The sequence below is a fragment of the Streptomyces agglomeratus genome, from assembly GCF_001746415.1.
In the GTDB taxonomy this organism is placed as follows: domain Bacteria; phylum Actinomycetota; class Actinomycetes; order Streptomycetales; family Streptomycetaceae; genus Streptomyces; species Streptomyces agglomeratus.
The window spans coordinates 5,074,500-5,100,422 of the sequence record NZ_MEHJ01000001.1 but is presented as its reverse complement, the minus strand read 5'-3'; the positions used below and the strand labels follow the sequence as shown (position 1 = coordinate 5,100,422).

Annotated in this window: 21 protein-coding genes; 16 read left to right on the top strand and 5 right to left on the bottom strand. The window is 71.1% G+C overall.

Annotated elements, in window-relative coordinates; genetic code table 11:
• Positions 1 to 53 precede the first annotated feature (53 nt).
• From AS594_RS22210 to AS594_RS22200, 3 genes are all read left to right on the top strand, one after another.
• A complete protein-coding gene (locus AS594_RS22210) occupies positions 54 to 1,589 on the top strand; it encodes a PucR family transcriptional regulator (protein ID WP_079144465.1) in 1,536 nt (511 codons plus the stop codon).
• Between the two features lie 107 nt (positions 1,590 to 1,696).
• Positions 1,697 to 2,854 carry an acyl-CoA dehydrogenase family protein gene (locus AS594_RS22205; protein WP_069928680.1) on the top strand — a complete coding sequence of 386 codons (1,158 nt, stop codon included), beginning with the start codon at positions 1,697 to 1,699 and terminating at the stop codon, positions 2,852 to 2,854.
• A 36-nt stretch (positions 2,855 to 2,890) separates the two neighbouring features.
• Positions 2,891 to 3,772 (top strand): acyl-CoA thioesterase, encoded by an 882-nt coding sequence (locus tag AS594_RS22200; RefSeq protein WP_069928679.1) that lies wholly within the window; start codon positions 2,891 to 2,893, stop codon positions 3,770 to 3,772.
• A gap of 41 nt (positions 3,773 to 3,813) precedes the next feature.
• On the opposite strand, the gene AS594_RS22195 is transcribed toward AS594_RS22200, so the two are convergent.
• The 3 genes from AS594_RS22195 to AS594_RS22185 all read right to left on the bottom strand — a co-directional run bounded on the left by AS594_RS22195 (position 3,814) and on the right by AS594_RS22185 (position 6,640).
• Positions 3,814 to 4,602, bottom strand: a complete 789-nt coding sequence (locus tag AS594_RS22195; protein WP_069928678.1) for a phosphatase — start codon at positions 4,600 to 4,602, stop codon at positions 3,814 to 3,816.
• A 143-nt stretch (positions 4,603 to 4,745) separates the two neighbouring features.
• Entirely contained in the window at positions 4,746 to 5,363 is a 618-nt protein-coding gene (locus tag AS594_RS22190) for an SACE_7040 family transcriptional regulator (RefSeq protein ID WP_069928677.1), read from the bottom strand.
• Between the two features lie 23 nt (positions 5,364 to 5,386).
• Positions 5,387 to 6,640 (bottom strand): DUF418 domain-containing protein, encoded by a 1,254-nt coding sequence (locus AS594_RS22185; RefSeq protein ID WP_079144466.1) that lies wholly within the window; start codon positions 6,638 to 6,640, stop codon positions 5,387 to 5,389.
• 197 nt (positions 6,641 to 6,837) lie between these two features.
• Here AS594_RS22185 and AS594_RS22180 point away from each other — a divergent pair, with 197 nt between their 5' ends.
• From AS594_RS22180 to AS594_RS22135, 10 genes are all read left to right on the top strand, one after another.
• A complete protein-coding gene (locus tag AS594_RS22180) occupies positions 6,838 to 8,454 on the top strand; it encodes a carboxyl transferase domain-containing protein (RefSeq protein ID WP_069928676.1) in 1,617 nt (538 codons plus the stop codon).
• A gap of 40 nt (positions 8,455 to 8,494) precedes the next feature.
• On the top strand, positions 8,495 to 10,726 hold the full coding sequence (locus AS594_RS22175; RefSeq protein WP_069930694.1) for an ATP-binding protein: 2,232 nt from the start codon (positions 8,495 to 8,497) through the stop codon (positions 10,724 to 10,726).
• A complete protein-coding gene (locus AS594_RS22170) occupies positions 10,723 to 11,667 on the top strand; it encodes a hydroxymethylglutaryl-CoA lyase (protein WP_069928675.1) in 945 nt (314 codons plus the stop codon). The genes AS594_RS22175 and AS594_RS22170 overlap by 4 nt, the downstream gene beginning before the upstream one ends.
• Before the next feature lie 2 nt (positions 11,668 to 11,669).
• Positions 11,670 to 12,830 (top strand): acyl-CoA dehydrogenase family protein, encoded by a 1,161-nt coding sequence (locus AS594_RS22165; protein ID WP_069928674.1) that lies wholly within the window; start codon positions 11,670 to 11,672, stop codon positions 12,828 to 12,830.
• A gap of 282 nt (positions 12,831 to 13,112) precedes the next feature.
• On the top strand, positions 13,113 to 14,135 hold the full coding sequence (locus tag AS594_RS22160) for an ABC transporter substrate-binding protein (RefSeq protein WP_069928673.1): 1,023 nt from the start codon (positions 13,113 to 13,115) through the stop codon (positions 14,133 to 14,135).
• Positions 14,136 to 14,137: 2 nt separating this feature from the next.
• Complete coding sequence (locus AS594_RS22155; protein ID WP_069928672.1) at positions 14,138 to 15,004, top strand: siderophore-interacting protein; 867 nt, start codon at positions 14,138 to 14,140, stop codon at positions 15,002 to 15,004.
• A gap of 262 nt (positions 15,005 to 15,266) precedes the next feature.
• Complete coding sequence (locus AS594_RS22150; RefSeq protein ID WP_069928671.1) at positions 15,267 to 16,721, top strand: pyridoxal phosphate-dependent decarboxylase family protein; 1,455 nt, start codon at positions 15,267 to 15,269, stop codon at positions 16,719 to 16,721.
• Positions 16,705 to 17,988 carry a lysine N(6)-hydroxylase/L-ornithine N(5)-oxygenase family protein gene (locus AS594_RS22145; protein WP_069935297.1) on the top strand — a complete coding sequence of 428 codons (1,284 nt, stop codon included), beginning with the start codon at positions 16,705 to 16,707 and terminating at the stop codon, positions 17,986 to 17,988. The genes AS594_RS22150 and AS594_RS22145 overlap by 17 nt, the downstream gene beginning before the upstream one ends.
• On the top strand, positions 17,985 to 18,521 hold the full coding sequence (locus tag AS594_RS22140; RefSeq protein WP_069935296.1) for a GNAT family N-acetyltransferase: 537 nt from the start codon (positions 17,985 to 17,987) through the stop codon (positions 18,519 to 18,521). The genes AS594_RS22145 and AS594_RS22140 overlap by 4 nt, the downstream gene beginning before the upstream one ends.
• Entirely contained in the window at positions 18,518 to 20,329 is a 1,812-nt protein-coding gene (locus AS594_RS22135; RefSeq protein WP_276207412.1) for an IucA/IucC family protein, read from the top strand. Before AS594_RS22140 ends, AS594_RS22135 begins: the two co-directional genes overlap by 4 nt.
• 77 nt (positions 20,330 to 20,406) lie before the next feature.
• Here AS594_RS22135 and AS594_RS22130 read toward each other — a convergent pair whose 3' ends face one another.
• Positions 20,407 to 22,014: a beta-N-acetylhexosaminidase gene (locus tag AS594_RS22130; protein ID WP_069935295.1), complete on the bottom strand. Its 1,608-nt coding sequence runs from the start codon at positions 22,012 to 22,014 to the stop codon at positions 20,407 to 20,409.
• A 250-nt stretch (positions 22,015 to 22,264) separates the two neighbouring features.
• Here AS594_RS22130 and AS594_RS22125 point away from each other — a divergent pair, with 250 nt between their 5' ends.
• Positions 22,265 to 22,546 (top strand): hypothetical protein, encoded by a 282-nt coding sequence (locus AS594_RS22125; RefSeq protein WP_069928667.1) that lies wholly within the window; start codon positions 22,265 to 22,267, stop codon positions 22,544 to 22,546.
• A 36-nt stretch (positions 22,547 to 22,582) separates the two neighbouring features.
• A complete protein-coding gene (glmS, locus tag AS594_RS22120; protein WP_069935294.1) occupies positions 22,583 to 24,400 on the top strand; it encodes a glutamine--fructose-6-phosphate transaminase (isomerizing) in 1,818 nt (605 codons plus the stop codon).
• Between the two features lie 33 nt (positions 24,401 to 24,433).
• Here the strand turns inward: glmS and AS594_RS22115 are convergent, their stop codons facing one another.
• Positions 24,434 to 24,955, bottom strand: a complete 522-nt coding sequence (locus AS594_RS22115; RefSeq protein ID WP_069928665.1) for a universal stress protein — start codon at positions 24,953 to 24,955, stop codon at positions 24,434 to 24,436.
• A 317-nt stretch (positions 24,956 to 25,272) separates the two neighbouring features.
• On the opposite strand from AS594_RS22115, the gene AS594_RS22110 reads away from it, so the two are divergent.
• On the top strand, positions 25,273 to 25,644 hold the full coding sequence (locus AS594_RS22110; protein ID WP_420877817.1) for a hypothetical protein: 372 nt from the start codon (positions 25,273 to 25,275) through the stop codon (positions 25,642 to 25,644).
• The last annotated feature ends 279 nt before the right edge of the window (positions 25,645 to 25,923 follow it).

The window sequence follows — 25,923 nt, the reverse complement described above, 5'->3', positions numbered from 1 at the left end:
CGCTGAAGTGTACGTTTCCTCCACTCCCCCGACCTCAGATGGATGGACCATCCATGCCGGACGCCCTGGCCTCCTCTTCCGCACCTCCGGCCCCTCCCACCCCGCCGATTCCGCTGGCCGCGCTGCTGGCGCGGGAGGAGCTCGGACTGCGGCTGATCGCGGGGCCCGAGGACACGGATCTGCACTGGGTGCACACCTCGGAGATGGGCGACCCGTACCCGTACCTCCTCGGCGGTGAGCTTCTGCTGACGGCGGGCGTCCAGCTCACCGACCCCGGCCATTACGTCTCCCGGGTCGTGGAGGCGGGCGCGGCGGCGCTCGGCTTCGGTGTGGCGCCGGTGTACGACACGGTGCCGCCGGCCCTGGTGGACGCCTGCGAGCGGCACGGGCTGCCGCTGGTGGAGGTGCCGCCGCCGACGACGTTCACGGCGATCGCCCGCGCGGTCTGGCGGCTGATGGCCGAGGCCCGCCACCGCGAGCTGCGCCGCGTCGCGCAGGCCCAGCAAGGGCTGGCCACGGCGGCGGCCCGCCCCGACCCCGTCCCGGCGGTGCTGCGCCAGCTCACGGCGCGGCTGGACGACGGGGCGTACGCGGTGCTGCTGTCGGCGGACGACGCGCCGCTGGCCACGGCGGGGCGGTCGCCGTCACCCCGGACGCACACGGCCCTGGCACGGCTCGCGCGCGTGGTCAGTCCGCCGCCGGAGCCGGCCGCGCCCGAGGGCGCAGGCCCCGCCGGCTCACCCCCGCCCAACGCCAGGACCGCGCCCGCCTCCGCCACCGACACGGCCGGTGGCAGTCATCTCGCCGCCTACGCCCTCGCGGGCGGCCGGCGGCTCGTGCTCGCGGTGGCCTCGGACCGGCGCGAGGCCGGGGACCACACCATCGCGGGGGTCGCCGTCGTCCTGCTGTCGCTGCTCACCACGCAGCACCAGGGCGCCGCCGAGTCCGACCGCGCCGCCGCGCTGGTACGGCTGCTGCTCGGGGCGGACGCGGGCGAGGTGGCGCCGCTGCTGGGCGCGGGCGAGTGGACCGTGGTGCACGCGCGGCCGGCGGCCGCTGCCGCCGCGCGCGATCCACTGGCCGCGGCGGCGCTCGGCGCGGCACTCGGCAGCGCGCTGGTGGACGCGACGGACGAGGGGGGCGTACGGGTGCTGTTTCCCGGCGGGGCCCGGGAGATCGAACCGCAGCCCGGCTGGACCCTCGGCGTCAGCTCCCCCGTGTCCCCGTCGGAGCTGCCCGCCGCCGGCCTCCGCGCCGAGCGGGCCGTACGCCGCGCCGAGGCGACCCGCAGCGCGCTCGTCCGCGACCGGGGTGAGGCGGGCTCGGGGTTCGCCTCGCTGGTCACGCCGGACGAGGCCCGCGCGCACGCCCGCACACAACTCGCCCCGATCGCCGCGTCGCCCGCGCTCGTCACGACCTTGCGCACCTGGCTCTCGCTGCACGGGAGCTGGGACCGTACGGCCGTCGCACTCGACGTGCACCGCAACACGGTCCGCCAGCGCGTCGCCCGCTGCGCGGCCCTCCTGGACGCCGACCTGGACGACGCGGACGTGCGGATGGACCTGTGGTTCGCGCTGCGCTGGCTGTGACGCGTACGACCGTCCCCAAGCCTGGACAGTGTTGGTGACTACCCGGTAACTTCGCCTGAGCAAGCGCTTAGACCAGTATCGCCAATGGAGCAAGAAGGGGGCGTCCCGTGCGCCGTAGCGTTTTCAACGAGGACCACGAGGCGTTCCGGAAGACCATCCGGGCCTTCATCGAGGCCGAGGTCGTCCCCGTCTACGACGAGTGGTTCGCCGCCGGCCAGGCGCCGCGCGACTTCTACTACAAGCTCGGCGAGCTGGGCGTCTTCGGCATCCGCGTCCCGGAGGAGTACGGCGGCGCCGGCATCGAGTCGCACAAGTACGAGGCCGTGATGTACGAGGAGACCTCGCGCGCGGGCGTCAACTTCGGCGGCTCCGGCGTGCACGTGCTGCTCGGCCTGCCCTACATCGAGATGCTCGCCACCGACGAGCAGAAGCAGCGCTTCCTGCCGAAGTTCGTCTCCGGCGAGGAGATGTGGGCGCTGGCGATGACCGAGCCGGGCACCGGCTCCGACGTCGCGGGCATGAAGACCACCGCCAAGCTCTCCGAGGACGGCACGCACTACGTCCTCAACGGCGCCAAGACCTTCATCACCGGCGGTGTGCACGCCGACCGTGTCATCGTGTGCGCCCGCACCTCCGCCCCGAGCGCCGAGGACCGCCGCTTCGGCATCTCGCTGTTCGCCGTGGACACCAAGTCCGAGGGCTACTCGGTGGGCCGCAAGCTGGACAAGCTCGGCCTGAAGACGTCCGACACCGCCGAGCTGGCGTTCGTCGACGTGAAGGTGCCGGTCGAGGACCTGCTCGGCGAGGAGAACAAGGGCTTCGGCTACCTCGGCAAGAACCTGGCCTCCGAGCGCTGGGGCATCGCGTTCGGCGCGTACGCCCAGGCGAAGGCCGCCATCCGGTTCGCCCAGCAGTACGTGCAGGAGCGCACCGTCTTCGGCAAGCCGGTCGCGTCCTTCCAGAACACCAAGTTCGAACTGGCCGGCTGCCAGGCCGAGGTGGACGCCGCCGAGGCCGTCGTCGACCGCGCCCTGGAGGCCCTGGACGCGGGCGAGCTGACCCCGGCCGAGGCCGCGTCCGCGAAGCTGTTCGCCACCGAGGTCGCGCACCGCGTCATCGACAAGTGCCTCCAGCTGCACGGCGGTTACGGGTTCATGAACGAGTACCCGATCGCCCGCCTGTACGCGGACAACCGCGTGAACCGCATCTACGGCGGCACCAGCGAGGTCATGAAGATGATCATCGCGAAGGACATGGGCCTCTAAGACCGCCCTGCCGGACCGCACTGTAGAACTGCCCGCATGAACAAGGCACTCGCAGCCCTCCTCGATCTGCTCGACCTGGAGCAGATCGAGGAGGACATCTTCCGAGGCGTGAGCCGCTCGGCGATCGTCCCCCGCGTCTTCGGCGGCCAGGTCGCGGCCCAGGCCCTCGTGGCCGCCGGCCGCACCGTCCCCGGCGACCGCCTCCCCCACTCGCTGCACGCGTACTTCCTGCGCCTCGGCGATCCGGGCGCGCCGATCGTCTACACGGTCGACCGGATCCGCGACGGCCGCTCCTTCACCACCCGGCGCGTCGTCGCCGTCCAGCACGGGCAGCCGATCTTCCACCTCTCCGCGTCGTTCCAGACGTACGAGGAGGGCCTGGAGCACCAGGCGCCCATGCCGCCCGCGCCGGACCCCGAGACCCTTCCGACGGCCGCCCAGATGCTGCCCCGGTACGCGGACCACTTCCTGGACTCCGGGGTCGTCGACCGCATGCTCGAAGCACGCGCGGCGGTCGACCTGCGCTACGTCGACGCCCCGCCGTACGGCAGCGTCGGTGAGCCGCGCGAGCCGCGCTCCCAGGTCTGGTTCCGTACGAACGGCAAGCTCGACGGCGCCATCGACGCGCCCCTGCTGCACGTCTGCCTCGCCACGTACGTCTCCGACATGACCCTGCTCGACTCGGTGCTGCTGGCCCACGGGCGCGGCGGCTGGGCGACCGGCGACGTGGTCGGCGCGTCCCTGGACCACGCGATGTGGTTCCACCGGCCCTTCCGGGCGGACGAATGGCTGCTGTACGACCAGGAGTCGCCGTCCGCGTCGGGCGGCCGGGGCCTGGGCCAGGCCAGGATCTACACCCAGGACGGCCGGCTGGCCATCTCCGTCATCCAGGAGGGCGTGGTCCGGGTCCCCCGCTGACCCGCGCGGCGTGGGGCGTCACCCGCCCGTACGCCGCCCGGTCAGGCCCCTTCCGCCAAGCCCGCCGCGTCCAGCAGGTACGCCGTCATCGGGTCGTAGTAGCGCGGGTCGGTGACGTGGTCGTCGAGCGGGACGGTGACCTGGAGGGTGCCCTCGGCCTCGCCGATGAACAGCGCCGGGTCGTTGCAGTCGGCGTAACCGATCGAGTCGAGTCCGCGCTGCCCCGCGCATCCCGCCCAGCCGTGGTCGGCGACGACCAGGTCGGGCAGGGGCCGTCCCTCGCGCTCCATGCCGTCGAGGATCGCCGTCATCGGCTCGGGCGAGTGCGTGTGCCAGAGGGTCGCGCCGCGCTCCAGCATCGCGACGTCCGCGAACTGGAACACCATGCCCTCGTCGGCCATGAGCCCGCCCGGAATCCGTACGATCTCGCAGCCCGCGCGGCGCAGCGCGTCCGCCGTCTGCCGGTGTACGTCGAGCAGCCCGCCCGGGTGCCCGGTCGCGAACAGCACACGCTCCTTGCCGGCGGCGGCCTTGCGCAGCCGGGCCGCCATCCGCTCCAGCGCGTCGACGGTCAGCTCGGGGTCGATGGTGTCCTGGCCCATGCGGTGCCCAGGGTCGTCACTGACGCCGCAGCGCTCGGCCATCACCGCGAGGACGTCCTGCTCGTCGGTCCAGCGGTCGCCGAGTTCGAGGCCGAGCCAGTAGTGGCGGTCACCGTTCGCGAGCTTGCGGTAGTGGGAGAGGTTGTTGTCGCGGGGGGTGGCCACATCACCGGCGATGCGGGTGCGGGCGAGGTGGTCGACAAGGGCGGCGCGGCTGGGTATCGGCATGAGCCCATTGTGCCGTCCGGCTTTCGGCCCCGTCCGGCGAAAGCGCCCGTGTCCGGCGGATTTCGCCCCCGTACCGCGCTCGGGGGAGGCAGCGGCACCGCACGCCCCTGCCGGCGCACGGGACCGTTCCGGGCCCCGGCGCCTCAGGCGCCCACGGGAGGCGCCAGCGCGCCGAACGCCCCGTGCGCCAGGCGGCGCAGCAGCGCTTCCGTCGCGGCGCGCCCCGGCAGCCCGTTGCCGTACGAACCGAGGTGCGGGGTGGAGTTGAGCAGCCCGAACACCGCGTGCACGGCCGACCGCGCCTCCGCCTCGGGTACGCCGGGATTGAGCTCCCGTACGACGGTGACCCACAGTTCGACGTACTGCCGCTGGAGCTGACGCACCCGCTTGCGGTCGCTCTCCCTGAGCCGGTCCAGTTCGCGGTCGTGCAGGGTGATCAGCGGCCGGTCGTCGAGCGCGAAGTCGATGTGGCCGTCGATGAGGGAGCCGAGGACGGCCTCCGGGCTGTCGGCCGACTCGGCGGCGGCGCGCTGCCTGCCGCCGTCCAGCAGCCGCTCGCTGATGCCGACGAGCAGCTCGGCGAGCATCGCGTCCTTGCCCGCGAAGTGCCGGTAGAGACCGGGGCCGCTGATGCCGACGGCGGCGCCTATCTCGTCGACGCCCACGCCGTGGAAGCCCCGCTCGGCGAAGAGGCGGGCGGCCTCCCTGAGGATCTGCTCGCGGCGGGTCGGGGCCGCGACGCGGGCGGCGTTGGTGCTCATGGGGACCATTCTAAACCGGAGGGTTAGCGGTCGTTAACCTGGCGGGAGCGCTCGCCGAAATGGGTGAACGCGCGCAGCACCCACTCCACCGACCCGAGCCGGTACCGGCGCATCAGCCGGCCGCTGACGGCGAGCTGCGCGGCGTACAGGACGAGCGCGATGCCGACGGGGACGGCCGTGCCGACGCGTCCGTACAGGCCGAGACCGTATCCCGTGAAGATCAGCGCCATGACCAGCGACTGGGTGAGGTAGTGGGTCAGTGCCATGCGTCCGGCGGGCGCGAGCACTCCGGCCGCCCGCGCCCCGCTCGGCGTGCCGAACCAGAGCAGCAGGCCGGCCACGTACGCGGCGCTGAGCGCCGGCGCCGCCACCACGCCGGTCATGCCCGCGAACAGCTCCCACCGGGCGGAGAGCAGGCCCGCCGCACCGGAGGCCGCGAAGGCGGCGGCCGGCACGCCCGCGCACAGGCCGGTCACCAGGACACGGCGCAGAGCCGCCCCGCCGGCCCGCGTGAGCCACTGCCGCTTGCCGGCCGAGAGCCCCAGCAGGAAGGCGGCGACCACGAAGCCGCTCATGACGACGAGGGCGAGAACGGCGAAGGGCAGCTGACCCAGGTTCGCGCCGACGACATCGCCGAAGCCGCCCCGGTAGGCGGCGGTGAGCTCGGCGGCCTCCTCCGCCGCGGCGGCCCGCTCGGCGGCGCTTTCGGGACCGGCCAGCGCCGCCAGCACGCCGAGGAGCAGCAGGAGCGAGCCGAAGACGCCCCACACCCAGAGCGCGGCGCGGTACGCCCCTTCGGGGGTGGCGCGGCGCGCGGCGAAGAGGATCAGCCCGAGCAGGGCATACGTCGTAAGGATGTCGCCGACGTAGAGGAACACCGCGTGCAGGGCCCCGAGGACGAACAGCCCCAGCAGCCTCCGCATCGTGCGCGGCCCGAGGCGGGTACCGGCGCGCTCGGCGGAGGCGGCCTGGAGGGTGAAGCTGTAGCCGAAGAGGAACGAGAAGAGCAGATAGAACTTGCTTTGGGCGAGGAAGTCGACCACCCACAGGGCCACGGTGTCGGCGGCGGCGGGCGGGCGGCCGCCCAGCACACCGTGCGAGCCGGCCATGGTCAGGGTGTTGACGAGGAGGATGCCGAGCAGCGCGAAGCCGCGCAGGGCGTCGACCTCCAGGACGCGCCGTCGCGACTGCGGCCCCGGCCGTATCGCCTCCTCCGCCCTCGCTGCCGGCGCCGTTCCCGCCGCTGTTCCCGCCGCCGCGCCAGTCGGCGCGCCCACCGTCGCCGTGTCCCGTGATGTCGTCACAAGTCCTGCCCCCGTGTCTGAGTCAGCTCAGATCCTGACATCACTTGATCTTCGTGACGTCATACCGAAGGACGAATCCACAGCCCTGGACAGGGGGGTTAGCGGTCGTTAACCTGAAAGGGCGTTAACGCTCATTAACATCACGTCGACCGGGCAAAGGGGCTCAGGAGATGCGGCAGGCACCGGTGCTGACCAGCACCGCCGATCCAGCAGCCGAGGCATGGCGGGCCAACGAAGCGGCCCACCGGGAGCTCGTGGAAGGACTGCGCGGGCGGCTCGCCGCGGCGCGGCTCGGCGGTGGCGAGAAGGCGCGGGCCCGGCACACCGCGCGCGGCAAGCTCCTCCCCCGCGACCGGGTGGACACGCTACTGGACCCCGGCTCGCCCTTCCTGGAGCTCGCTCCGCTGGCGGCCGAGGGCATGTACGGCGGGGCGGCGCCGGCCGCGGGTGTGATCGCCGGGATCGGGCGGGTGAGCGGCCGCGAGGTCGTGATCGTCGCCAACGACGCCACGGTCAAGGGCGGCACGTACTACCCGATGACCGTCAAGAAGCACCTCCGGGCCCAGGAAGTGGCCCTGGAGAACCGCCTCCCCTGCCTGTACCTGGTGGACTCCGGCGGCGCCTTCCTCCCCATGCAGGACGAGGTGTTCCCGGACCGTGAGCACTTCGGCCGGATCTTCTACAACCAGGCCCGCATGTCGGGTGCGGGCATCCCGCAGATCGCCGCCGTGCTCGGTTCCTGCACGGCGGGCGGGGCGTACGTCCCGGCGATGAGCGACGAGGCCGTCATCGTGCGCAACCAGGGCACGATCTTCCTGGGCGGGCCGCCACTGGTGAAGGCCGCCACCGGCGAGGTCGTCACGGCGGAGGAGCTCGGCGGCGGCGAGGTCCACTCCCGCACGTCGGGCGTGACGGACCACCTGGCGGAGGACGACGCCCACGCCCTGCGCATCGTGCGGAACATCGTGGCCACGCTCCCGGAGCGCGGCCCGCTGCCGTGGTCGGTCGAGCCCGTCGAGGAGCCGAAGGTCGATCCCGCGGGGCTGTACGGCGCGGTTCCGGTCGACTCGCGCACGCCCTACGACGTACGGGAAGTCATCGCGCGCACGGTCGACGGCTCACGCTTCCAGGAGTTCAAGTCGGAGTTCGGCCAGACGCTGATCACCGGCTTCGCCCGGATTCACGGGCACCCGGTCGGCATCGTCGCCAACAACGGCATCCTGTTCTCCGAATCCGCCCAGAAGGGCGCGCACTTCATCGAGCTGTGCGACCAGCGCGGCATCCCTCTCCTCTTCCTCCAGAACATCTCCGGCTTCATGGTCGGCAGGGACTACGAGGCGGGCGGCATCGCCAAGCACGGCGCGAAGATGGTGACGGCCGTGGCGTGCACGCGCGTGCCGAAGCTGACCGTCGTCGTCGGAGGGTCGTACGGCGCGGGCAACTACTCGATGTGCGGCCGGGCGTACTCGCCGCGCTTCCTGTGGATGTGGCCCAACGCGAAGATCTCGGTGATGGGCGGCGAGCAGGCGGCGTCGGTCCTCGCGACGGTCAAGCGGGACCAGCTGGAGGCCCGGGGCGAGGAGTGGCCGGCCGACGAGGAAGAGGCGTTCAAGACGCCGATCCGCGAGCAGTACGACGCGCAGGGCAGCGCCTACTACGCGACGGCCCGGCTGTGGGACGACGGTGTGATCGACCCGATGGAGACCCGGCAGGTCGTGGGCCTGGCCCTGACGGCCTGCGCCAACGCACCCCTGTCCGAGCCCGCCTTCGGCGTCTTCCGGATGTGAGAGACAGATGACGGAGTTCCCCATGGCCCCCATGGCCCCCATGTTCGACACCGTCCTGGTCGCGAACCGCGGCGAGATCGCGGTCCGCGTCATCCGCACGCTGCGGGAGCTGGGCGTGCGCTCGGTGGCCGTGTTCAGCGACGCGGACGCGGACGCCCGCCATGTGCGGGAGGCGGACACGGCGGTCCGTATCGGCCCGGCGGCGGCCTCGGAAAGCTATCTGCGGACCGACCGCCTGCTGGAGGCGGCCGCCCGTACGGGCGCACAGGCCGTCCACCCAGGCTACGGCTTCCTCGCCGAGAACGCCGCGTTCGCGCAGGCGTGCACGGACGCGGGCCTCGCCTTCATCGGCCCGCCGTCCTCGGCCATCGCCCTCATGGGCGACAAGATCCGGGCGAAGGAGACGGTACGGGCGGCGGGTGTGCCGGTCGTACCCGGCTCGTCCGGCAGCGGGCTGAGCGACGCCGAACTGGCCGCCGCGGCGCGGGAGATCGGCATGCCGGTCCTCCTGAAGCCGTCGGCCGGCGGCGGCGGCAAGGGTATGCGCCTGACGCGGGTCGAGTCGGCGCTGGCCGACGAGATCGCGGCGGCGCGGCGCGAGGCGCGGGCGTCGTTCGGCGACGACACGCTGCTGGTGGAGCGGTGGATCGACCGCCCCCGGCACATCGAGATCCAGGTCCTGGCGGACGCCCACGGCAACGTGGTGCACCTGGGCGAGCGCGAGTGCTCGCTCCAGCGCCGGCACCAGAAGATCATCGAGGAGGCCCCGTCGGTCCTGCTGGACGAGGCGACGCGCGCCGCGATGGGCGAGGCGGCGGTCCAGGCGGCCCGCTCGTGCGGCTACCGGGGCGCGGGCACGGTGGAGTTCATCGTCCCGGGCAACGACCCGTCGTCGTACTACTTCATGGAGATGAACACCCGCCTCCAGGTCGAGCACCCGGTGACGGAGCTGATCACCGGCCTGGACCTGGTGGAGTGGCAGCTGAGGGTGGCCGCCGGCGAGGAACTGCCCTTCACGCAGAAGGACATCACCCTCACCGGCCACGCGGTGGAGGCCCGGATCTGCGCGGAGGACCCCTCCCGCGGCTTCCTCCCCTCCGGCGGCACGGTCCTGACGCTGCGTGAGCCCCAGGGCGACGGCGTCCGGACCGACTCTGGCCTCACCGAGGGCACGGAGGTGGGCAGCCTGTACGACCCGATGCTGTCCAAGGTCATCGCGTACGCCCCGGACCGCGCCACCGCCCTGCGCCGCCTGCGCGCGGCCCTCGCGGACACGGTCACGCTCGGCGTCCCGACGAACGCGGGCTTCCTGCGCCGCCTGCTGGCCCACCCTGACGTGCTCTCGGGCGCGCTGGACACGGGCCTGGTCGAACGCGACGCGGACAGCCTGGTCATGGCGGGAATCCCGCCGGAGGTGTACGCGACGGCGGCGCTGCTGCGGGCCCGGGGGACGACTCCCCCGCCCGCCGGCGCGGCGCAGTGGGCGGACCCGTTCTCCGCCGGTACGGGATGGCGCCTGGGCGGCTCCCCCGCCTGGACCGTGCACCACGCCCGCGTACCGGGTCACGACCCGGTGGAGATCCGGCTGCGTACGACGGCGGCGGGCCAGGAGGTCCTGCTCCCCGAGGCGTCGCCCGCGTCCCCGGACCTGGCCACGGCCATCCCCCTGGAGACGGTGGCCCCGGACGGCGGGACCCGGCCGGCCGCCGGCGACACGACCTCCGCCCGGGGCGCGGACGCGGTCAGCCGTCCCGTCGGCGGCGGCGCCGAGCTGCCGCCCCGGGGACCCGGCGGCCTGCCTCCCGTCGCGGCGGACCCGCAGCCGGGGACGGGCGGGACGGGGGAGGACGAACGGCTGCCCGTCCGGGCCCGTGTCGTCACCGCCGACGCGGACACCGTCACCGTCGAACTAGCGGGCGTGACGCACACCTTCAGCCACGCGAGCGGCCCCGAGGGCAGCTGGCTGGGCCGCGACGGGGACGCCTGGCACGTCCAGGTCCACGATCCCGTCGAGGCCGGGCTGACCGGCGCCGGGCGTTCCGGCGTCGACACGCTCGCCGCGCCCATGCCCGGCACCGTCACGGTGGTCAAGGTGGCCGTCGGGGACCACGTCGACGCCGGGCAGAGTCTCCTCGTCGTCGAGGCGATGAAGATGGAGCACGTCATCTCCGCCCCGCACGCCGGGACCGTCACCGAGCTCGACGTGACGCCGGGCTCGACCGTCGCCATGGACCAGGTGCTGGCCGTGGTCACCCCGCTGGAGGAGTCATGACCGACGGACTGCCGATGCGCGTGACGGCGACCGGTCTGCCGGCCCGCGTACGCATTCACGAAGTCGGGGCCCGTGACGGTCTCCAGAACGAGAAGAGCGTCGTGCCGACCGAGGTGAAGGCGGAGTTCATCCACCGCCTCGCCGGCGCCGGACTCACCACCGTCGAGGCGACCAGCTTCGTGCACCCCAAGTGGGTGCCCCAGCTGGCCGACGCCGAAGCGCTGTTCCCGATGCTGCGGGACCTGGGGGGGGAGGCCCACCTCCCGGTGCTCGTGCCGAACGCCCGTGGTCTCGACCGCGCGCTCGCGCTCGGCGCGCGCCGCATCGCCGTGTTCGGGAGCGCGACCGAGACGTTCGCGAACCGCAACCTCAACCGGACCGTCGACGAGTCGCTCGCCATGTTCGAGCCGGTCGTGGCCCGCGCCAGGCAGGACGAGGTCCACGTACGCGGCTACCTCTCCATGTGCTTCGGCGATCCGTGGGAAGGCGCGGTCCCGGTCTCCCAGGTCGTCAGGGTCGCCAAGGCGCTCGTGGAGCTCGGCTGCGACGAACTGAGTCTCGGCGACACGATCGGCGTCGCCACGCCCGGCCACGTCCTGGCCCTGCTCACCGCCCTCAACGAGGCCGGAGTCCCGACCTCCGCGATCGGCGTGCACTTCCACGACACGTACGGCCAGGCCCTCTCCAACACGCTCGCTGCGCTCCAGCACGGCGTCACCACCGTGGACGCCTCCGCGGGCGGCCTCGGCGGCTGCCCGTACGCGAAGAGCGCCACCGGAAATCTCGCCACCGAAGACCTCGTGTGGATGCTCGACGGCCTCGGTATCGAAACCGGGGTCGATCTCGGCCGCCTCACCGCCACCAGCGCGTGGATGGCCGAACGGCTGGGCCGCCCCAGCCCCTCCCGCACCGTGCGTGCCCTGTCCCACAAGGAGTCGTAGCCATGTCCCTCGACCACCGCCTCTCGCCCGAGCACGAAGAACTCCGCCGCACGGTCGAGGAGTTCGCCCACGACGTCGTCGCCCCGAAGATCGGCGACTTCTACGAGCGCCACGAGTTCCCGTACGAGATCGTCCGCGAGATGGGCCGCATGGGGCTCTTCGGACTGCCCTTCCCGGAGGAGTACGGCGGCATGGGCGGCGACTACCTCGCGCTCGGCATCGTCCTCGAAGAGCTGGCCCGCGTCGACTCCTCCGTGGCCATCACCCTCGAAGCGGGCGTCTCGCTGGGCGCGATGCCCGTCTTCCGCTTCGGCACGGAGGAGCAGAAGCGCGAGTGGCTGCCCCGGCTGTGCTCGGGCGAGATGCTGGGCGCGTTCGGCCTGACCGAGCCGGACTGCGGCTCGGACGCCGGCGGCACGAAGACGACCGCGCGCCGCGAGGGCGACGAGTGGGTCATCAACGGCTCCAAGTGCTTCATCACCAACTCCGGTACGGACATCACCGGCCTGGTCACCGTCACCGCCGTGACCGGCCGCAAGCCCGACGGCAAGCCGGAGATCTCGGCGATCATCGTCCCGTCCGGCACCCCCGGCTTCACCGTCGCCGCCCCGTACTCCAAGGTCGGCTGGAACGCCTCGGACACCCGCGAGCTGTCGTTCTCCGACGTGCGGGTGCCGCTCGGCAACCTGCTCGGTGAAGAGGGCCGGGGTTACGCCCAGTTCCTGCGCATCCTCGACGAGGGCCGCATCGCCATCTCGGCACTCGCGACCGGCCTGGCCCAGGGCTGCGTCGACGAGTCCGTGGCGTACGCGAAGGAGCGGCACACCTTCGGCCGGCCGATCGGCTCCAACCAGGCGATCCAGTTCAAGATCGCCGACATGGAGATGCGCGCGCACATGGCCCGCGTCGGCTGGCGCGACGCCGCGTCGCGCCTGGTCCAGGGCGAGCCGTTCAAGAAGGAGGCGGCGCTGGCGAAGCTGTACTCCTCCACGGTCGCGGTCGACAACGCCCGCGAGGCCACCCAGATCCACGGCGGCTACGGCTTCATGAACGAGTACCCGGTGGCCCGCATGTGGCGCGACTCCAAGATCCTGGAGATCGGTGAGGGCACGAGCGAGGTCCAGCGCATGCTGATCGCCCGCGAGCTCGGCCTCACCGGCTGACATCCCGTAACACCGGACCAGACCGGCCCCGCACCGCACGGTGCGGGGCCGCTGTGCGTGCGGCGGGTGCGGGGAGGTGACGGTCCGGCACCGCGGTCCCGCGAGGGCTTCGGCGCGGTCCAGCGGCAACGCCGTTAGTCCCAGAGGCAGTTCGGCTCGCCCGCTCCCCGACGCTGTCCGCCTCGTGGAACCGGCCCCTGGACATCACGTGAGGTTAGGCTAACCTACCCTCGAACTTGTCCCGCGATGGACCCAGCCGCACGTACGAAAGCAGACACCGTCATGCCTCACGCCCCAGCTTCCCGCCTCTCCCGCCGCAGCCTGCTGGCCGTCGGCGGCGCCCTCGGCATCGGCGCCGCGCTGACCGCCTGCGGCGAGACCTCCGCGAAAAGCGAGGACAAGGCCGCCGGGAAGTCGGGGCCGTGGACCTTCAAGGACGACCGCGGCAAGACGGTGAAGAGCCCGGCCACCCCGAAGAACATCGTCGCGTTCACCGGCGTGGCCGCCGCGCTCCACGACTTCGGCGTCGAGGTCAAGGGCGTCTTCGGCCCCACCAAGACCGCCGACGGCAAGGCCGACGTGCAGGCCGGTGACCTCGACATCAACAAGGTCAAGATCATCGGAAACGCCTACGACGAGTTCAACGTCGAGGAGTACGTCGGCCTGAACCCGGACCTGCTGGTCACCGCCATGTGGGAGAAGGACAAGCTCTGGTACGTCCCCGAGGCGTCCAGCAAGAAGATCCTCAAGGTCGCCCCGAGCGTCGCCCTGTGGGCCGCCGAGACCACGATCCCCAAGGCGATCCAGCGCCACGCCGACCTCGCCGAGTCCCTGGGCGCGGACGTCAAGGGCAAGAAGACCGCTGACGCCAAGGCCCGCTTCGAGAAGGCGGCCGAGCGCCTGCGCCAGGCCGCCAAGGCCAACCCGAAGGTCAAGGTCATGATCGGCTCGGCGAGCCCGGACCTGTTCTACGTCTCCCTCGCGAAGATGTCCGCCGACACGCTCTACTTCCAGGAGCTGGGCGTGAACTTCGTCGAGCCGAAGGTCGACGCGGCCGGCTTCTTCGAGAGCCTGAGCTGGGAGAACGTCGACAAGTACAAGGCCGACATCATCATGATGGACAACCGGACCGCCGTTCTTCAGCCCTCCGCCCTGAAGGACAAGCCGACCTGGACCCGGCTGCCCGCCGTCAAGGCCGGCCAGGTCATCCCGCGCACCACGGAGCCGATCTACTCCTACGACAAGTGCGCGCCGATCCTCGAAGACCTCGCCGAGGCCATCGAGAAGGCCAAGAAGGTCGCCTGACGATGACAGGGACTGAAGCCGCCGCCGACACCACGACCGTCCCGTTCCGCTTCTTCGGCCTGACGGTCGTGCGGACGCGACGGCTCAGCACCTCCCTACTCAGGGTCACGTTCGGAGGCGAGGACCTGCGGGGCTTCGCCTCCGGGGGCCGCGACCAGAGCCTCTCGCTCTTCCTGCCGCACCCCGGCCAGCCGGAACCGGTGCTTCCGCCGGAGACCGAGCCGGACTGGTTCGGTGCGTACCGCGCGTTGCCCGAGAACGTGCGCGCGGTCATGCGCTCGTACACACTGCGCGAGCAGCGCCGCGCCGCCGACGGCGCCGAGGCCGACGAGGTCGACATCGACTTCGCCCTGCACGGCGACGGCGGACCCGCGAGCCGCTGGGCGGCGCAGGCGGGTTCGGGCGACCGTGTCGTGGTCCTGGGCCCCGCCGTCGAGGACAACACCGCCGTACGCTTCCGCCCGCCCCAGGACACCGAGTGGGTCCTGATATGGGCGGACGAGACGGCGCTTCCGGCCGCGGCCGCCGCCCTGGAGTGGCTGCCGGCGGGCACGAAGGCGAAGGTCTGGATCGAGGTCCAGCACGCCGACGACCGTCTGGAGCTGTCCACGGCGGCCGACGCGGACATCACCTGGCTGGTACGGGACGAGAAAGCGCCCACTCCCCTTGAGGCGGTGAGCGCGGCGGAGTTGCCCGGGGGCACGCCGTACACGTGGATCGCCGGCGAGTCCTCGTGTGTACGGGCGCTGCGCCGCCATCTCGTCCAGGAGCGGAAGTTCGACCGCAAGCGCGTGACGTTCGTGGGCTACTGGCGCCGCGGGCTGAGCGAGGAGCAGCTCCGCGAACGGGCGGAAGAGGAAGAGGCGTAGAAGCGCGGCCACCGGCCGTCCTTCCACCGTCCTTCCCGCCGCCGGCCCTATGGCCGGCTCCCCCGCCGACCCCGCAGCCTTCTCGCGGTTCGCGCTCCTTCCACCCGCTTCCCACCGTCTTGCCACAACAGCTGCGCCTCCTGGGGGGCGAGGGTCGTTGCGAGTTTAAGTAAGGGTAGGCTAACCTTACTTACACATCGCGCCCTCGCCCCCCTCTCCTGTCCTGAGGGCGCGTTGATTCCCGTACCCGGGAGGACAGTTCATGCGCTCACACCTGCTCAATGACACGACCGCCGAGCGGTATCGCCGGACCGCCACCGCAGCGGTCGAGCGGGTGGCGGACAAACTCGCCGCGACCGACCGGCCGTTCACCGGCATCACGCCGGAGCAGCTCGCCCCCAGATTCGACGCGATAGACCTCGACCGGCCGCTCGGTGACATCACCAGCGCCCTGGACGAGCTGGAATCCGTCTACCTGCGGGACGCCGTCTACTTCCACCACCCGCGCTACCTCGCGCACCTCAACTGCCCGGTCGTCATCCCGGCCGTCGCCGCCGAGGCCGTGCTCTCCGCCGTGAACTCCTCCCTGGACACCTGGGACCAGAGCGCGGGCGCCACCCTCATCGAGCGCCGCCTCGTCGACTGGACGACCGCCCGCATCGGCTTCGGTACGAACGCCGAGACCGGCGCCGACGGCGTCTTCACCAGCGGCGGCTCCCAGTCGAACCTCCAGGCACTCCTCCTCGCCCGCGAGGAGGCCAAGACGACCGACTCCGCCAAACTCCGCGTCTTCGCCTCCGAGTGCGGCCACTTCAGCGTCCAGAAGTCCGCGAAACTCCTCGGCCTCTCCCCCGAAGCCGTCATCGCGATCCCCTGCGACGGCGACAAGCGCATGCAGACCGTGGCCCTCGCCCGCGAGCTGGCCCGCTGCGCGAACGAGGGCCTCGTCCCGATGGCCGTCGTCGCCACCGCCGGCACCACCGACTTCGGCTCGATCGACCCGCTGCCCGAGATCGCCGAGCTGTGCGAGCTGTACGGCACCTGGATGCACGTCGACGCGGCGTACGGCTGCGGCCTGCTGGCCTCCCGCAGCCGCCGCCACCTCCTCGACGGCATCGAGAAGGCCGACTCGGTCACCGTCGACTACCACAAGTCCTTCTTCCAGCCGGTGAGTTCGAGCGCGCTGCTGGTCCGCGACGGCGCCACCCTGCGCCACGCGACGTACCACGCCGACTACCTCAACCCGCGCCGGATGGCCGAGGAGCGCATCCCCAACCAGGTCGACAAGTCCCTCCAGACCACCCGCCGCTTCGACGCCCTCAAGCTGTGGATGACGCTGCGGACCATGGGCGCGGACGGCGTCGGTGAACTCTTCGACGAGGTCTGCGACCTGGCGGCCGACGGCTGGCAGCTGCTCGCCGGCGACCCGCGCTACGACGTCGTCGTCCAGCCCACTCTCTCCACCCTCGTCTTCCGCTACATCCCGGCCGACGTCACCAGCCCCGCGGTGATCGACCGCGCCAACCTCTACGCCCGCAAGGCGCTGTTCGCCTCCGGCGACGCCGTCGTGGCCGGGACGAAGGTCGGCGGCAAGCACTACCTGAAATTCACCCTTCTCAACCCCGAGACGACGCTGACCGACATCGCGGCCGTACTCGACCTCATCGCCGGCCACGCCGAGCAGTACCTGGGAGAGTCCCTTGTCCACGCCTCTTGAGCCCCTCGCGCCTCTTGACTTCATCGGTATCGGACTCGGTCCGTTCAACCTCGGCCTCGCCTGCCTGACCGAGCCGATCGACGAGCTGGCCGGTCTCTTCCTGGAGACGAAGCCGAACTTCGAGTGGCACGCCGGGATGTTCCTGGAAGGCGCACACCTCCAGACGCCCTTCATGTCGGACCTGGTCACGATGGCCGACCCGACCTCGCCGTACTCCTTCCTCCAGTATCTGAAGGAGTCGGGGCGGCTGTACTCGTTCTACATCCGTGAGAACTTCTATCCGCTGCGGACCGAGTACAACGACTACTGCCGCTGGGCCGCCGCCAAGCTCAGCAACATCCGCTTCAACCAGACGGTCTCCTCCGTCGAGTTCGACGCCGAGGCCGAGCTGTACGTCGTCCGCACCCAGGACACCACCTACCGCGCCCGCCACCTGGTCCTGGGCACCGGCACCCCGCCGTACATCCCGGACGCCTGCCAGGACCTCGGCGGCGACTTCGTCCACAACTCGCGCTATGTGCAGAGCAAAGAGGCGCTCCAGGCGAAGAAGTCCATCACTCTGGTCGGCAGCGGCCAGAGCGCGGCGGAGATCTATTACGATCTCCTCTCCGAGATCGACGTGCACGGCTACCGGCTCAACTGGGTCACCCGCTCCCCGCGCTTCTTCCCGCTGGAGTACACCAAGCTCACGCTGGAGATGACCTCCCCGGAGTACGTCGACTACTTCCACGCGCTCCCCGAGAAGACGCGCTACCGCCTGGAGTCCCAGCAGAAGAACCTCTTCAAGGGCATCGACTCCGAGCTGATCGACGCGATCTTCGACCTGCTCTACCAGAAGAGCCTCAAGGGCCCGGTCCCCACCCGGCTGCTCACCAACTCCTCGCTGAACACCGCGAGCCACGACGCGGGGACCGGGACGTACACCCTTGGCCTGTGCCAGGAGGAGCAGGGCAAGGACTTCGAGCTGCTCACCGAGGGTCTGGTCCTGGCGACCGGCTACCGCTACCGCACGCCCGCCTTCCTGGAGGGCGTACGGGACCGGATCCGCTGGGACGGGCAGGGCCGGTACGACGTGGCCCGCAACTACAGCATCGACACCACCGGACGCGGCATCTTCCTCCAGAACGCCGCCGTCCACACCCACAGCATCACCTCGCCCGACCTGGGCATGAGCGCGTACCGCAACGCCTACATCATCGGTGAGCTGCTGGGCTCCGAGTACTACCCGGTCGAGAAGACCATCGCTTTCCAGGAGTTCGCCATATGAACAACTCATTCTCCATCCGCCCTCTCGCCCCCTTCGCGGACGCCGGGCTGCTGCACGGCTGGGTGACGCACCCCAAGGCGGCCTTCTGGATGATGCAGGAGGCGTCGCTGCCGGACGTCGAGCGCGAGTACATGGCGATATCCGCCTCCGAGCACCACGACGCCTTCATCGGCGAGTACGAGGGCGAGCCCGCCTTCCTCATGGAGCGCTACGACCCCGCCCACGTCGAGCTCGTCGGCCTGTACGACGCCCAGCCCGGCGACGTCGGCATGCACTTCCTGGTCGCGCCGACCGACAAGCCCGTCCACGGCTTCACCCGCGCCGTGATCGCCGCGGTGATGGAGACGCTGTTCGCCGACCCGGCCACCCGCCGCGTGGTCGTCGAGCCCGACGTGCGCAACACCGCCGTACACCGCCTCAACGAGGCAGTCGGCTTCGAGATCGTCGAGAAGATCGCCAAGCCGGAGAAGGACGCCTACCTGAGCGTCTGCACCCGTGAGAGCTTCCACGCCGCCGTGGGAGCCGCCCTGTGAACCCCGCCGCCGTGGACCCTGCCGCCACGACCCCGGCCGGCGCCGTCTCCCACCTCACCCCCGAGCGCTGGGCGCACGCGAGCCGCCTGCTCGTCCGCAAGGCGCTCGCCGAGTTCTCCCACGAGCGCCTGCTGACGCCCGAGCCGCTCGGTGACGACACCTACGCCGTCCGCTCGGACGATGGCGCGACCGAGTACCGCTTCGCCGCCCGCCGCCACGCGCTCGACCACTGGCAGGTCTCCCCGGAGTCCATCACCCGCCATCGCGACGGCGCCGAGATTGCCCTCGACGCGCTCGAATTCTTCATCGAGCTGCGCGGGGCGCTCGGCCTGAGCGCGGAGATCCTGCCCGTCTACCTGGAGGAGATCAGCTCCACCCTCTCCGGTACGGCGTACAAGCTCACCAAGACGCCCGTCACCTCCGCCGCCCTCAGCCGCGCCGGCTTCCAGGCGATCGAGACCGGGATGACCGAGGGTCACCCCTGCTTCGTCGCCAACAACGGCCGCCTCGGTTTCGGCATCAACGAGTACCGCGCGTACGCCCCCGAGACCGCCGCGCCCGTCCGGCTGGTCTGGCTGGCGGCCCGGCGCGACCACGCCACCTTCACGTCCGGCGCGGGACTCGACTACGAGAGCTTCGTACGGGACGAGCTGGGCGACGCGACCGTCGACCGGTTCGCGGCGACGCTGGCCGGCCTCGGGCTCGACCTGGCCGACTACTACCTCATCCCGGTGCACCCCTGGCAGTGGTGGAACAAGCTGTCCGTCACCTTCTCGGCCGAGGTCGCCCAGCAGCGCCTCGTCTGCCTCGGCGAGGGCGACGACACCTACCTCGCCCAGCAGTCGATCCGTACCTTCTTCAACACGAGCGCCCCGTCGAAGCACTACGTCAAGACGGCTCTGTCCGTCATCAACATGGGCTTCATGCGCGGACTGTCGGCCGCCTACATGGAGGCCACGCCCGCCATCAACGACTGGCTGGCCAACCTGATCGCCGGTGACGACACCTTCCGGTCCACCGGCCTGACGATCATCCGCGAGCGCGCGGCCATCGGCTACCACCACCGCCAGTACGAAGCGGCCACCGCCAAGGGCTCCCCGTACCTCAAGATGCTCGCCGCGCTGTGGCGCGAGAGCCCCGTCCCGTCGCTCGCGCCGGGCGAGCGCCTCGCCACCATGGCGTCGCTGCTGCACACCGACCACGACGGCGCGTCCTTCGCGGGCGCCCTCATCGCCGAGTCGGGCCTCGAACCCGCGAACTGGCTGCGCCGCTACCTCCACGCGTACCTCACTCCGCTGCTGCACAGCTTCTACACGTACGACCTCGTCTTCATGCCGCACGGCGAGAACGTCATCCTCGCCGTCGAGGACGGCGTCGTGACCCGCGCCATCTTCAAGGACATCGCGGAGGAGATCTGCGTGATGGACCCGGACGCGGTGCTCCCGCCGGCCGTCGAGCGCGTGCGCGCCGAGGTCCCGGAGGACATGAAGCTGCTGTCGCTGTTCACCGACGTCTTCGACTGCTTCTTCCGCTTCCTCGGCGCCACGCTCGCCACCGACGGCGTACTCGACGAGGAGACCTTCTGGCGGGCGGTCGCGGACTGCGTGGCCGACTACCAGCAGGCCCACCCGGAGCTCGCGGACAAGTTCAAGCAGTACGACATGTTCGCGCCCGAGTTCGCGCTGTCCTGCCTGAACCGGCTCCAGCTGCGCAACAACAAGCAGATGGTCGACCTTCAGGACCCGGCGGGCGCGCTCCAGCTCGTCGGCACCCTCGACAACCCGATCGCGCGGTACGCACCCGCCTGACCGGGACGGATGTGCGGGCGGGCGCCCGTGTCCAAGGCCCTCACGGACGCCCGCCGCACCATCTGCCGCCTGCTCCTCTACTCCGCGGGCCAGGGGACCTGCGCCGAGCGGTAGTAGTCGATCCCCAGCGCGGACATCCGCGGCCCCTGCGCCGCCAGCCGCACCTTGTACGTGTCCCAGTCGTGCGTGGCCGCAGGCGACCAGCCGAGCTCGGCGATCCCCGGCAGCCTCGGGAACGCCATGTACTCGACCTGGTCGTTGGTCCACACCGTCTCGGACCACATCGGCGCCTCGACCCCGAGCACCGACTCGGCCGGCGCGCCCGGCAGGTACGTCCCCGGGTCCCAGTCGTACGAACGCTGCACCTCGACGTAGCCCGCCCAGGCGAGGCCGAGCGGGGTGCTCTTGTCGTACTTCATGTCGAGGTACGCCCGGTCGGCCGGTGACAGCACCAGCTTCGTCCCGTTCTTGGCGGCGTCGGCGACCTGCGCCTTCTCCGTCGCCGAGGTCTTGTCGAGACCCCAGTACTGCGCGACCGCGCCCTCGACCGGGTTGCCGCCGGTCAGCTGGTGCCAGCCCATCACCGTCTTGCCGTACTCGCCGACGATGGCCTGCGCCCTGTCCATGAAGGCGACGTAGTCCTTGTGCGGCGTCGAGTGCGCCTCGTCTCCGCCGAGGTGGATGTACTTGCCGGGCGTCATCTCGGCGATCTCCCGCACCACGTCGTCCACGAACTCGTACGTGATGTCCTTGGGCACGCACAGCGAGCTGAAGCCCACCTTCGTGCCGGTGTAGAGGGGCGGCGCGACGCCGTCGCAGTTCAGCTCGGCGTACGAGGCGAGGGCCGCGTTGGTGTGGCCGGGCAGGTCGATCTCGGGGACGACCTCCAGGTGGCGGGAGGCGGCGTACCGGAGGATCTCCCGGTAGTCGGCCTTCGTGTAGTAGCCGCCGGGGCCGCCGCCCACCTGGGTCGAGCCGCCGTACGTCGTCAGACGCGGCCAGGAGTCGATGGCGATGCGCCAGCCCTGGTCGTCGGAGAGGTGCAGGTGGAGCTTGTTGACCTTGTAGAGCGCCATCTGGTCGATGTACGTCTTGACCTTGTCGACGCTGAAGAAGTGCCGCGACACGTCGAGCATCGCGCCGCGGTAGCCGTAGCGCGGCGCGTCCTCGATGGTGCCGCCCGCGACCGTCCAGGGACCGGGCTGCCGGGTGTCCTTCTCCACCGAGGCGGGCAGGAGCTGACGGAGCGTCTGGACGCCGTGGAAGAGCCCGGCGGCCTTGCGGGCGGTGATGGTCACGCCGTGGCGGCCGGACTCCAGCCGGTAGCCCTCGTCGCCCAGCGAGGTGTCCCCGGAGCCGAGCCGCAGCCGGATGCCGTCCTTGGCGTCGCGCGCGGTGACGGGCAGTTCGAAGCCGGTGGAGGGACGCAGTATGTCCGCGAGGTACGCGCCGATCCGCCGCGCCTCGCGCGAGTCCTCGTCCACCCGGATGCGCGTGCGACCCGTGAGGGCATAAGAAGGCCCGCCCTCGGAGACGGAGGCGGGCGCCGGAATCACTTGGCCCAACGGTCTCGCCCGCACGGCCTGCTCGGCGGCGGCCGGGACGGCGGCGACACCCGTCGCGCCGGCGGCGGCGACGAGGAGCAGCGGGGCGAACAGGCGTGGAATCCTTCTGCGTTGACTCACGGGCGGTCCCTTCAGCGGGCTTCGCGACAGTGGCGTGGTGCAGGCGAACGGTCACCATGCGTATCGCGCGCCCCGCTTCAGGGTCAAGGGTGTAGACCACTTCTCCGCTCCGTGTCGCCCGCCCGACGTACAAGCCGACAGCACACTGACCCACGGTTGCGAGCTGCATTTTTCGCCCTGTGACCGAAATCCTGCCCGATTACGGGCAGATTTCTTGCGAACGCCCCCGGCCCACCCGCAGTATCTACGGGTGCTCGAACGCCGCCCGTCGTCCCCGTACGACGACCTCATCGACCATCTGGTCCGCAGCACCGCGCTCCCGCGCGGTGAGGCCGGCCGGGTGGTGCTCGACGTACTGGCGTACTTCGACGAGACGGCGGAGGACTTCGTACGCCGCCGCCACCGGGAGCTCCAGTCCGGCGGACTGGTGAACGCGGAGATCTTCGAGCGGATCGCGGCCGAGCTGCCGCACCGCGCCGTGGCGCCGCCGGAGCTCTCGCTCCGGCAGCTGCGCCGCATCGTCTACGGCTGAGAGCACACACCCAACGACTCGAGGGATACCCATTACATGTGCGGAATCGTCGGTTACATCGGCAAGCGTGACGTCGCCCCGCTGCTGCTCGAAGGGCTCCAGCGCCTGGAGTACCGCGGCTACGACTCGGCGGGCATCGTCATCACCAGCCCGAAGGCCAGCGGCCTGAAGATGGTCAAGGCGAAGGGCCGCGTCCGCGACCTGGAGGCCAGGGTCCCGAAGCGCTTCGCCGGCACCACCGGCATCGCCCACACCCGCTGGGCCACCCACGGCGCCCCGAGCGACGAGAACGCCCACCCGCACCTCGACGCCGAGGGCAAGGTCGCCGTCGTCCACAACGGCATCATCGACAACGCCACCGAGCTGCGCGCGAAGCTGGTCGCCGACGGCGTCGAGTTCCTCTCCGAGACGGACACCGAGGTCCTGGTCCACCTCGTCTCCCGCTCGCAGGCCGTGACGCTGGAGGAGAAGGTCCGCGAGGCGCTGCGCCACGTCGAGGGCACGTACGGCGTCGCCGTCATGCACGCCGACTTCTCCGACCGCATCGTCGTCGCCCGCAACGGCTCGCCGGTCGTCCTCGGCATCGGTGAGAAGGAGATGTTCGTCGCCTCCGACATCGCGGCGCTCGTCTCCCACACCCGCCAGATCGTCACCCTCGAAGACGGCGAGATGGCCACCCTCAAGGCCGACGACTTCCGCACGTACACCACCGAGGGCTCCCGCACGACGGCCACGCCGACCACCGTGGAGTGGGAGGCCGAGTCGTACGACATGGGCGGCCACGACACGTACATGCACAAGGAGATCTCCGAGCAGTCCGACGCCGTGGACCGCGTGCTGCGCGGCCGCATCGACGACCGCTTCTCCACCGTGCACCTGGGCGGCCTGAACCTGGACGCCCGCGAGGCGCGCGGCATCCGCCGCGTGAAGATCCTCGGCTGCGGCACCTCGTACCACGCGGGCATGATCGGCGCGCAGCTCATCGAGGAGCTGGCCCGCATCCCCGCCGACGCCGAGCCCGCGTCCGAGTTCCGCTACCGCAACCCGGTCGTCGACCCCGACACCCTGTACGTCGCGGTCTCCCAGTCCGGTGAGACGTACGACGTGCTGGCGGCCGTGCAGGAGCTGAAGCGCAAGGGCGCCCGCGTCCTCGGCGTCGTCAACGTCGTCGGCTCGGCGATCGCCCGCGAGGCCGACGGCGGCATGTACGTCCACGCCGGTCCCGAGGTCTGCGTCGTCTCCACGAAGTGCTTCACCAACACCGTGGTCGCCTTCGCGCTGCTCGCCCTGCACCTGGGCCGCATCCGCGACCTGTCCGTCTCGGACGGCAAGCGCCTCATCGAGGGCCTGCGCAAGCTGCCCGCCCAGATCGCCGAGATCCTGGAGGGCGAGGACGACATCAAGAAGCTCGCCGAGGAGTACGCGGGCGCCCAGTCGATGATGTTCATCGGCCGCGTCCGGGGCTACCCGGTGGCGCTGGAGGCATCCCTCAAGCTGAAGGAGATCTCCTACATCCACGCCGAGGCGTACCCCGCCTCCGAGCTCAAGCACGGCCCGCTCGCCCTGATCGAGCCCGCCCTGCCGACGGTCGCGATCGTGCCCGACGACGAGCTGCTGGAGAAGAACCGGGCGGCGCTGGAGGAGATCAAGGCGCGCAGCGGCCGGATCCTGGCGGTCGCGCACCGTGAGCAGGAGAAGGCCGACCACACCATCGTGGTCCCGAAGAACGAGACGGAGCTGGACCCGATCCTCATGGGCATCCCGCTCCAGCTCTTCGCGTACCACACGGCGCTGGCCATGGGCCGCGACATCGACAAGCCGCGCAACCTGGCCAAGTCCGTGACGGTCGAGTAGCAGCCGGACGCCGCGTCGTCGTGGTCCCGTGCGCTACGGGATCACGATGACCGGCCGCTGCGCGCGCCGCGCCAGCCGGCCCGCCACCGAACCGAAGATCCGCCCGACGATGCCGTGCGTCGAACCGACGACGATGGCGTCGGCCGAGTACTCCTGGCCGACCTCCTCCAGCTCGTGGCAGATGTCGCCGCCGCGCTCGACGAGGATCCACGGCACCTCGGCGAGATAGTCCGCGCAGGCCAGTTCCAGCCCCAGCACCTCGGTGCGGTGATCCGGTACGTCCACGAAGACCGGGGGCTCGCAGCCCGCCCAGACCGTGGTCGGCAGCCGGTTGGCGACATGCACGATGATCAGGCCGGAACCCGACCGCACCGCCATGCCGATGGCGTACGAAAGCGCCCGCTCACTGGACGTGGAGCCGTCGAATCCGACGACGACACCGTGCTGGAAGGCGGGATCGCAGGAGTGGCGTGATTGTTCCACCGCCCGGAGGTCGTCCAGAGGATCTACGACCTGCTTGCGGTCCGCGGGTTCGGGGGTTTCGTGACCGGCCATGGGTGTCTCGGCGAAGAAATCCTCTTGGGAGGGGTCGCTTTTATTGAGGTGGGGAGCAGCAACGAGCGGTGGAGCTGTGTCCGGGAATCATCTTCCCAAGCCCATACCCCCAAGGGTACGGCGACACTTCTCTCCCGCCCAGAGCCCGCCTTCCCTCACTCAGCGTTCACAAGGCGCTCCAGGGAGCATGCACGAGCCCGGCCCGTAAGGCAATGCCGGTTGCCCCTTACAGGTGTCTCACCAGACGGACCTCAGTGACCCCACGGGCCCGCCGCCCGTTAGCCGGTCGCCGACCCGTGTACGTGAGGGAGCCCGCCGTGCCCGGAACTCCGACCGCCCCAGTCCCCGCCTCACCGCAGGCCGCCTCCCCGCCCGCCGCCGGCGCGCCGCCGCGCCGCCGCCGGCGGGCCGACCCGGCCGGCGACGTGGTCCGCTGGGCCGCGTTCAGCTGCGCCCTCGTCCCCGTGGTGCTCGTCGTGTGCGGCACCTCGTTCGGTGGCGCGGCGGCGGCCACGCTGGGGCTCGCTACTGTGACCGCCGTCTGCCGGGTGCTCCTGCGCCGGTCCGAGCGCGCGGCCGCCGAGGCTGCGGCGGCGGCTGCGGCCGAGGCCGCGGCCGCGCACTTGGCGAAAGCGGCGGGGTCGCACCGGAGCGGGCGTCATGCCGGAAAGAGCGCGCCGGGGGAATGACGGTCTCGCACACGCGGACCCGTACCTTTTCAGCCAACTTCCGGCTGTGATCCAACCCTTGGCGAAATGGCCTCCCAACCCCCGTTCCACCAGGCATGAAAGGACCGACTCCGGCCAATGCACCCTACGGGGACGGGCCATGAGCGGGACGCGCACTTCCCTGCGAGCGCCGCGAGTGGAACGCTTCGTGATCGAATGCTTCGCGCCAAGTTGCCTTGTCGACATAGTGCCGAATGCCGAAGTTGTCACGCCGGCGCCACGGGACACAGTAGATTCGAT

Coding starts and splice junctions, on each gene's coding strand:
- AS594_RS22210 (WP_079144465.1), top strand. CDS start 54: ATGCCGGACGCCCTGGCCTCCTCTTCCGCACCTCCGGCCCCTCCCACC.
- AS594_RS22200 (WP_069928679.1), top strand. CDS start 2,891: ATGAACAAGGCACTCGCAGCCCTCCTCGATCTGCTCGACCTGGAGCAG.
- AS594_RS22195 (WP_069928678.1), bottom strand. CDS start 4,602: ATGCCGATACCCAGCCGCGCCGCCCTTGTCGACCACCTCGCCCGCACC.
- AS594_RS22190 (WP_069928677.1), bottom strand. CDS start 5,363: ATGAGCACCAACGCCGCCCGCGTCGCGGCCCCGACCCGCCGCGAGCAG.
- AS594_RS22180 (WP_069928676.1), top strand. CDS start 6,838: ATGCGGCAGGCACCGGTGCTGACCAGCACCGCCGATCCAGCAGCCGAG.
- AS594_RS22175 (WP_069930694.1), top strand. CDS start 8,495: ATGTTCGACACCGTCCTGGTCGCGAACCGCGGCGAGATCGCGGTCCGC.
- AS594_RS22170 (WP_069928675.1), top strand. CDS start 10,723: ATGACCGACGGACTGCCGATGCGCGTGACGGCGACCGGTCTGCCGGCC.
- AS594_RS22165 (WP_069928674.1), top strand. CDS start 11,670: ATGTCCCTCGACCACCGCCTCTCGCCCGAGCACGAAGAACTCCGCCGC.
- AS594_RS22160 (WP_069928673.1), top strand. CDS start 13,113: ATGCCTCACGCCCCAGCTTCCCGCCTCTCCCGCCGCAGCCTGCTGGCC.
- AS594_RS22155 (WP_069928672.1), top strand. CDS start 14,138: ATGACAGGGACTGAAGCCGCCGCCGACACCACGACCGTCCCGTTCCGC.
- AS594_RS22150 (WP_069928671.1), top strand. CDS start 15,267: ATGCGCTCACACCTGCTCAATGACACGACCGCCGAGCGGTATCGCCGG.
- AS594_RS22140 (WP_069935296.1), top strand. CDS start 17,985: ATGAACAACTCATTCTCCATCCGCCCTCTCGCCCCCTTCGCGGACGCC.
- glmS (WP_069935294.1), top strand. CDS start 22,583: ATGTGCGGAATCGTCGGTTACATCGGCAAGCGTGACGTCGCCCCGCTG.
- AS594_RS22115 (WP_069928665.1), bottom strand. CDS start 24,955: ATGGCCGGTCACGAAACCCCCGAACCCGCGGACCGCAAGCAGGTCGTA.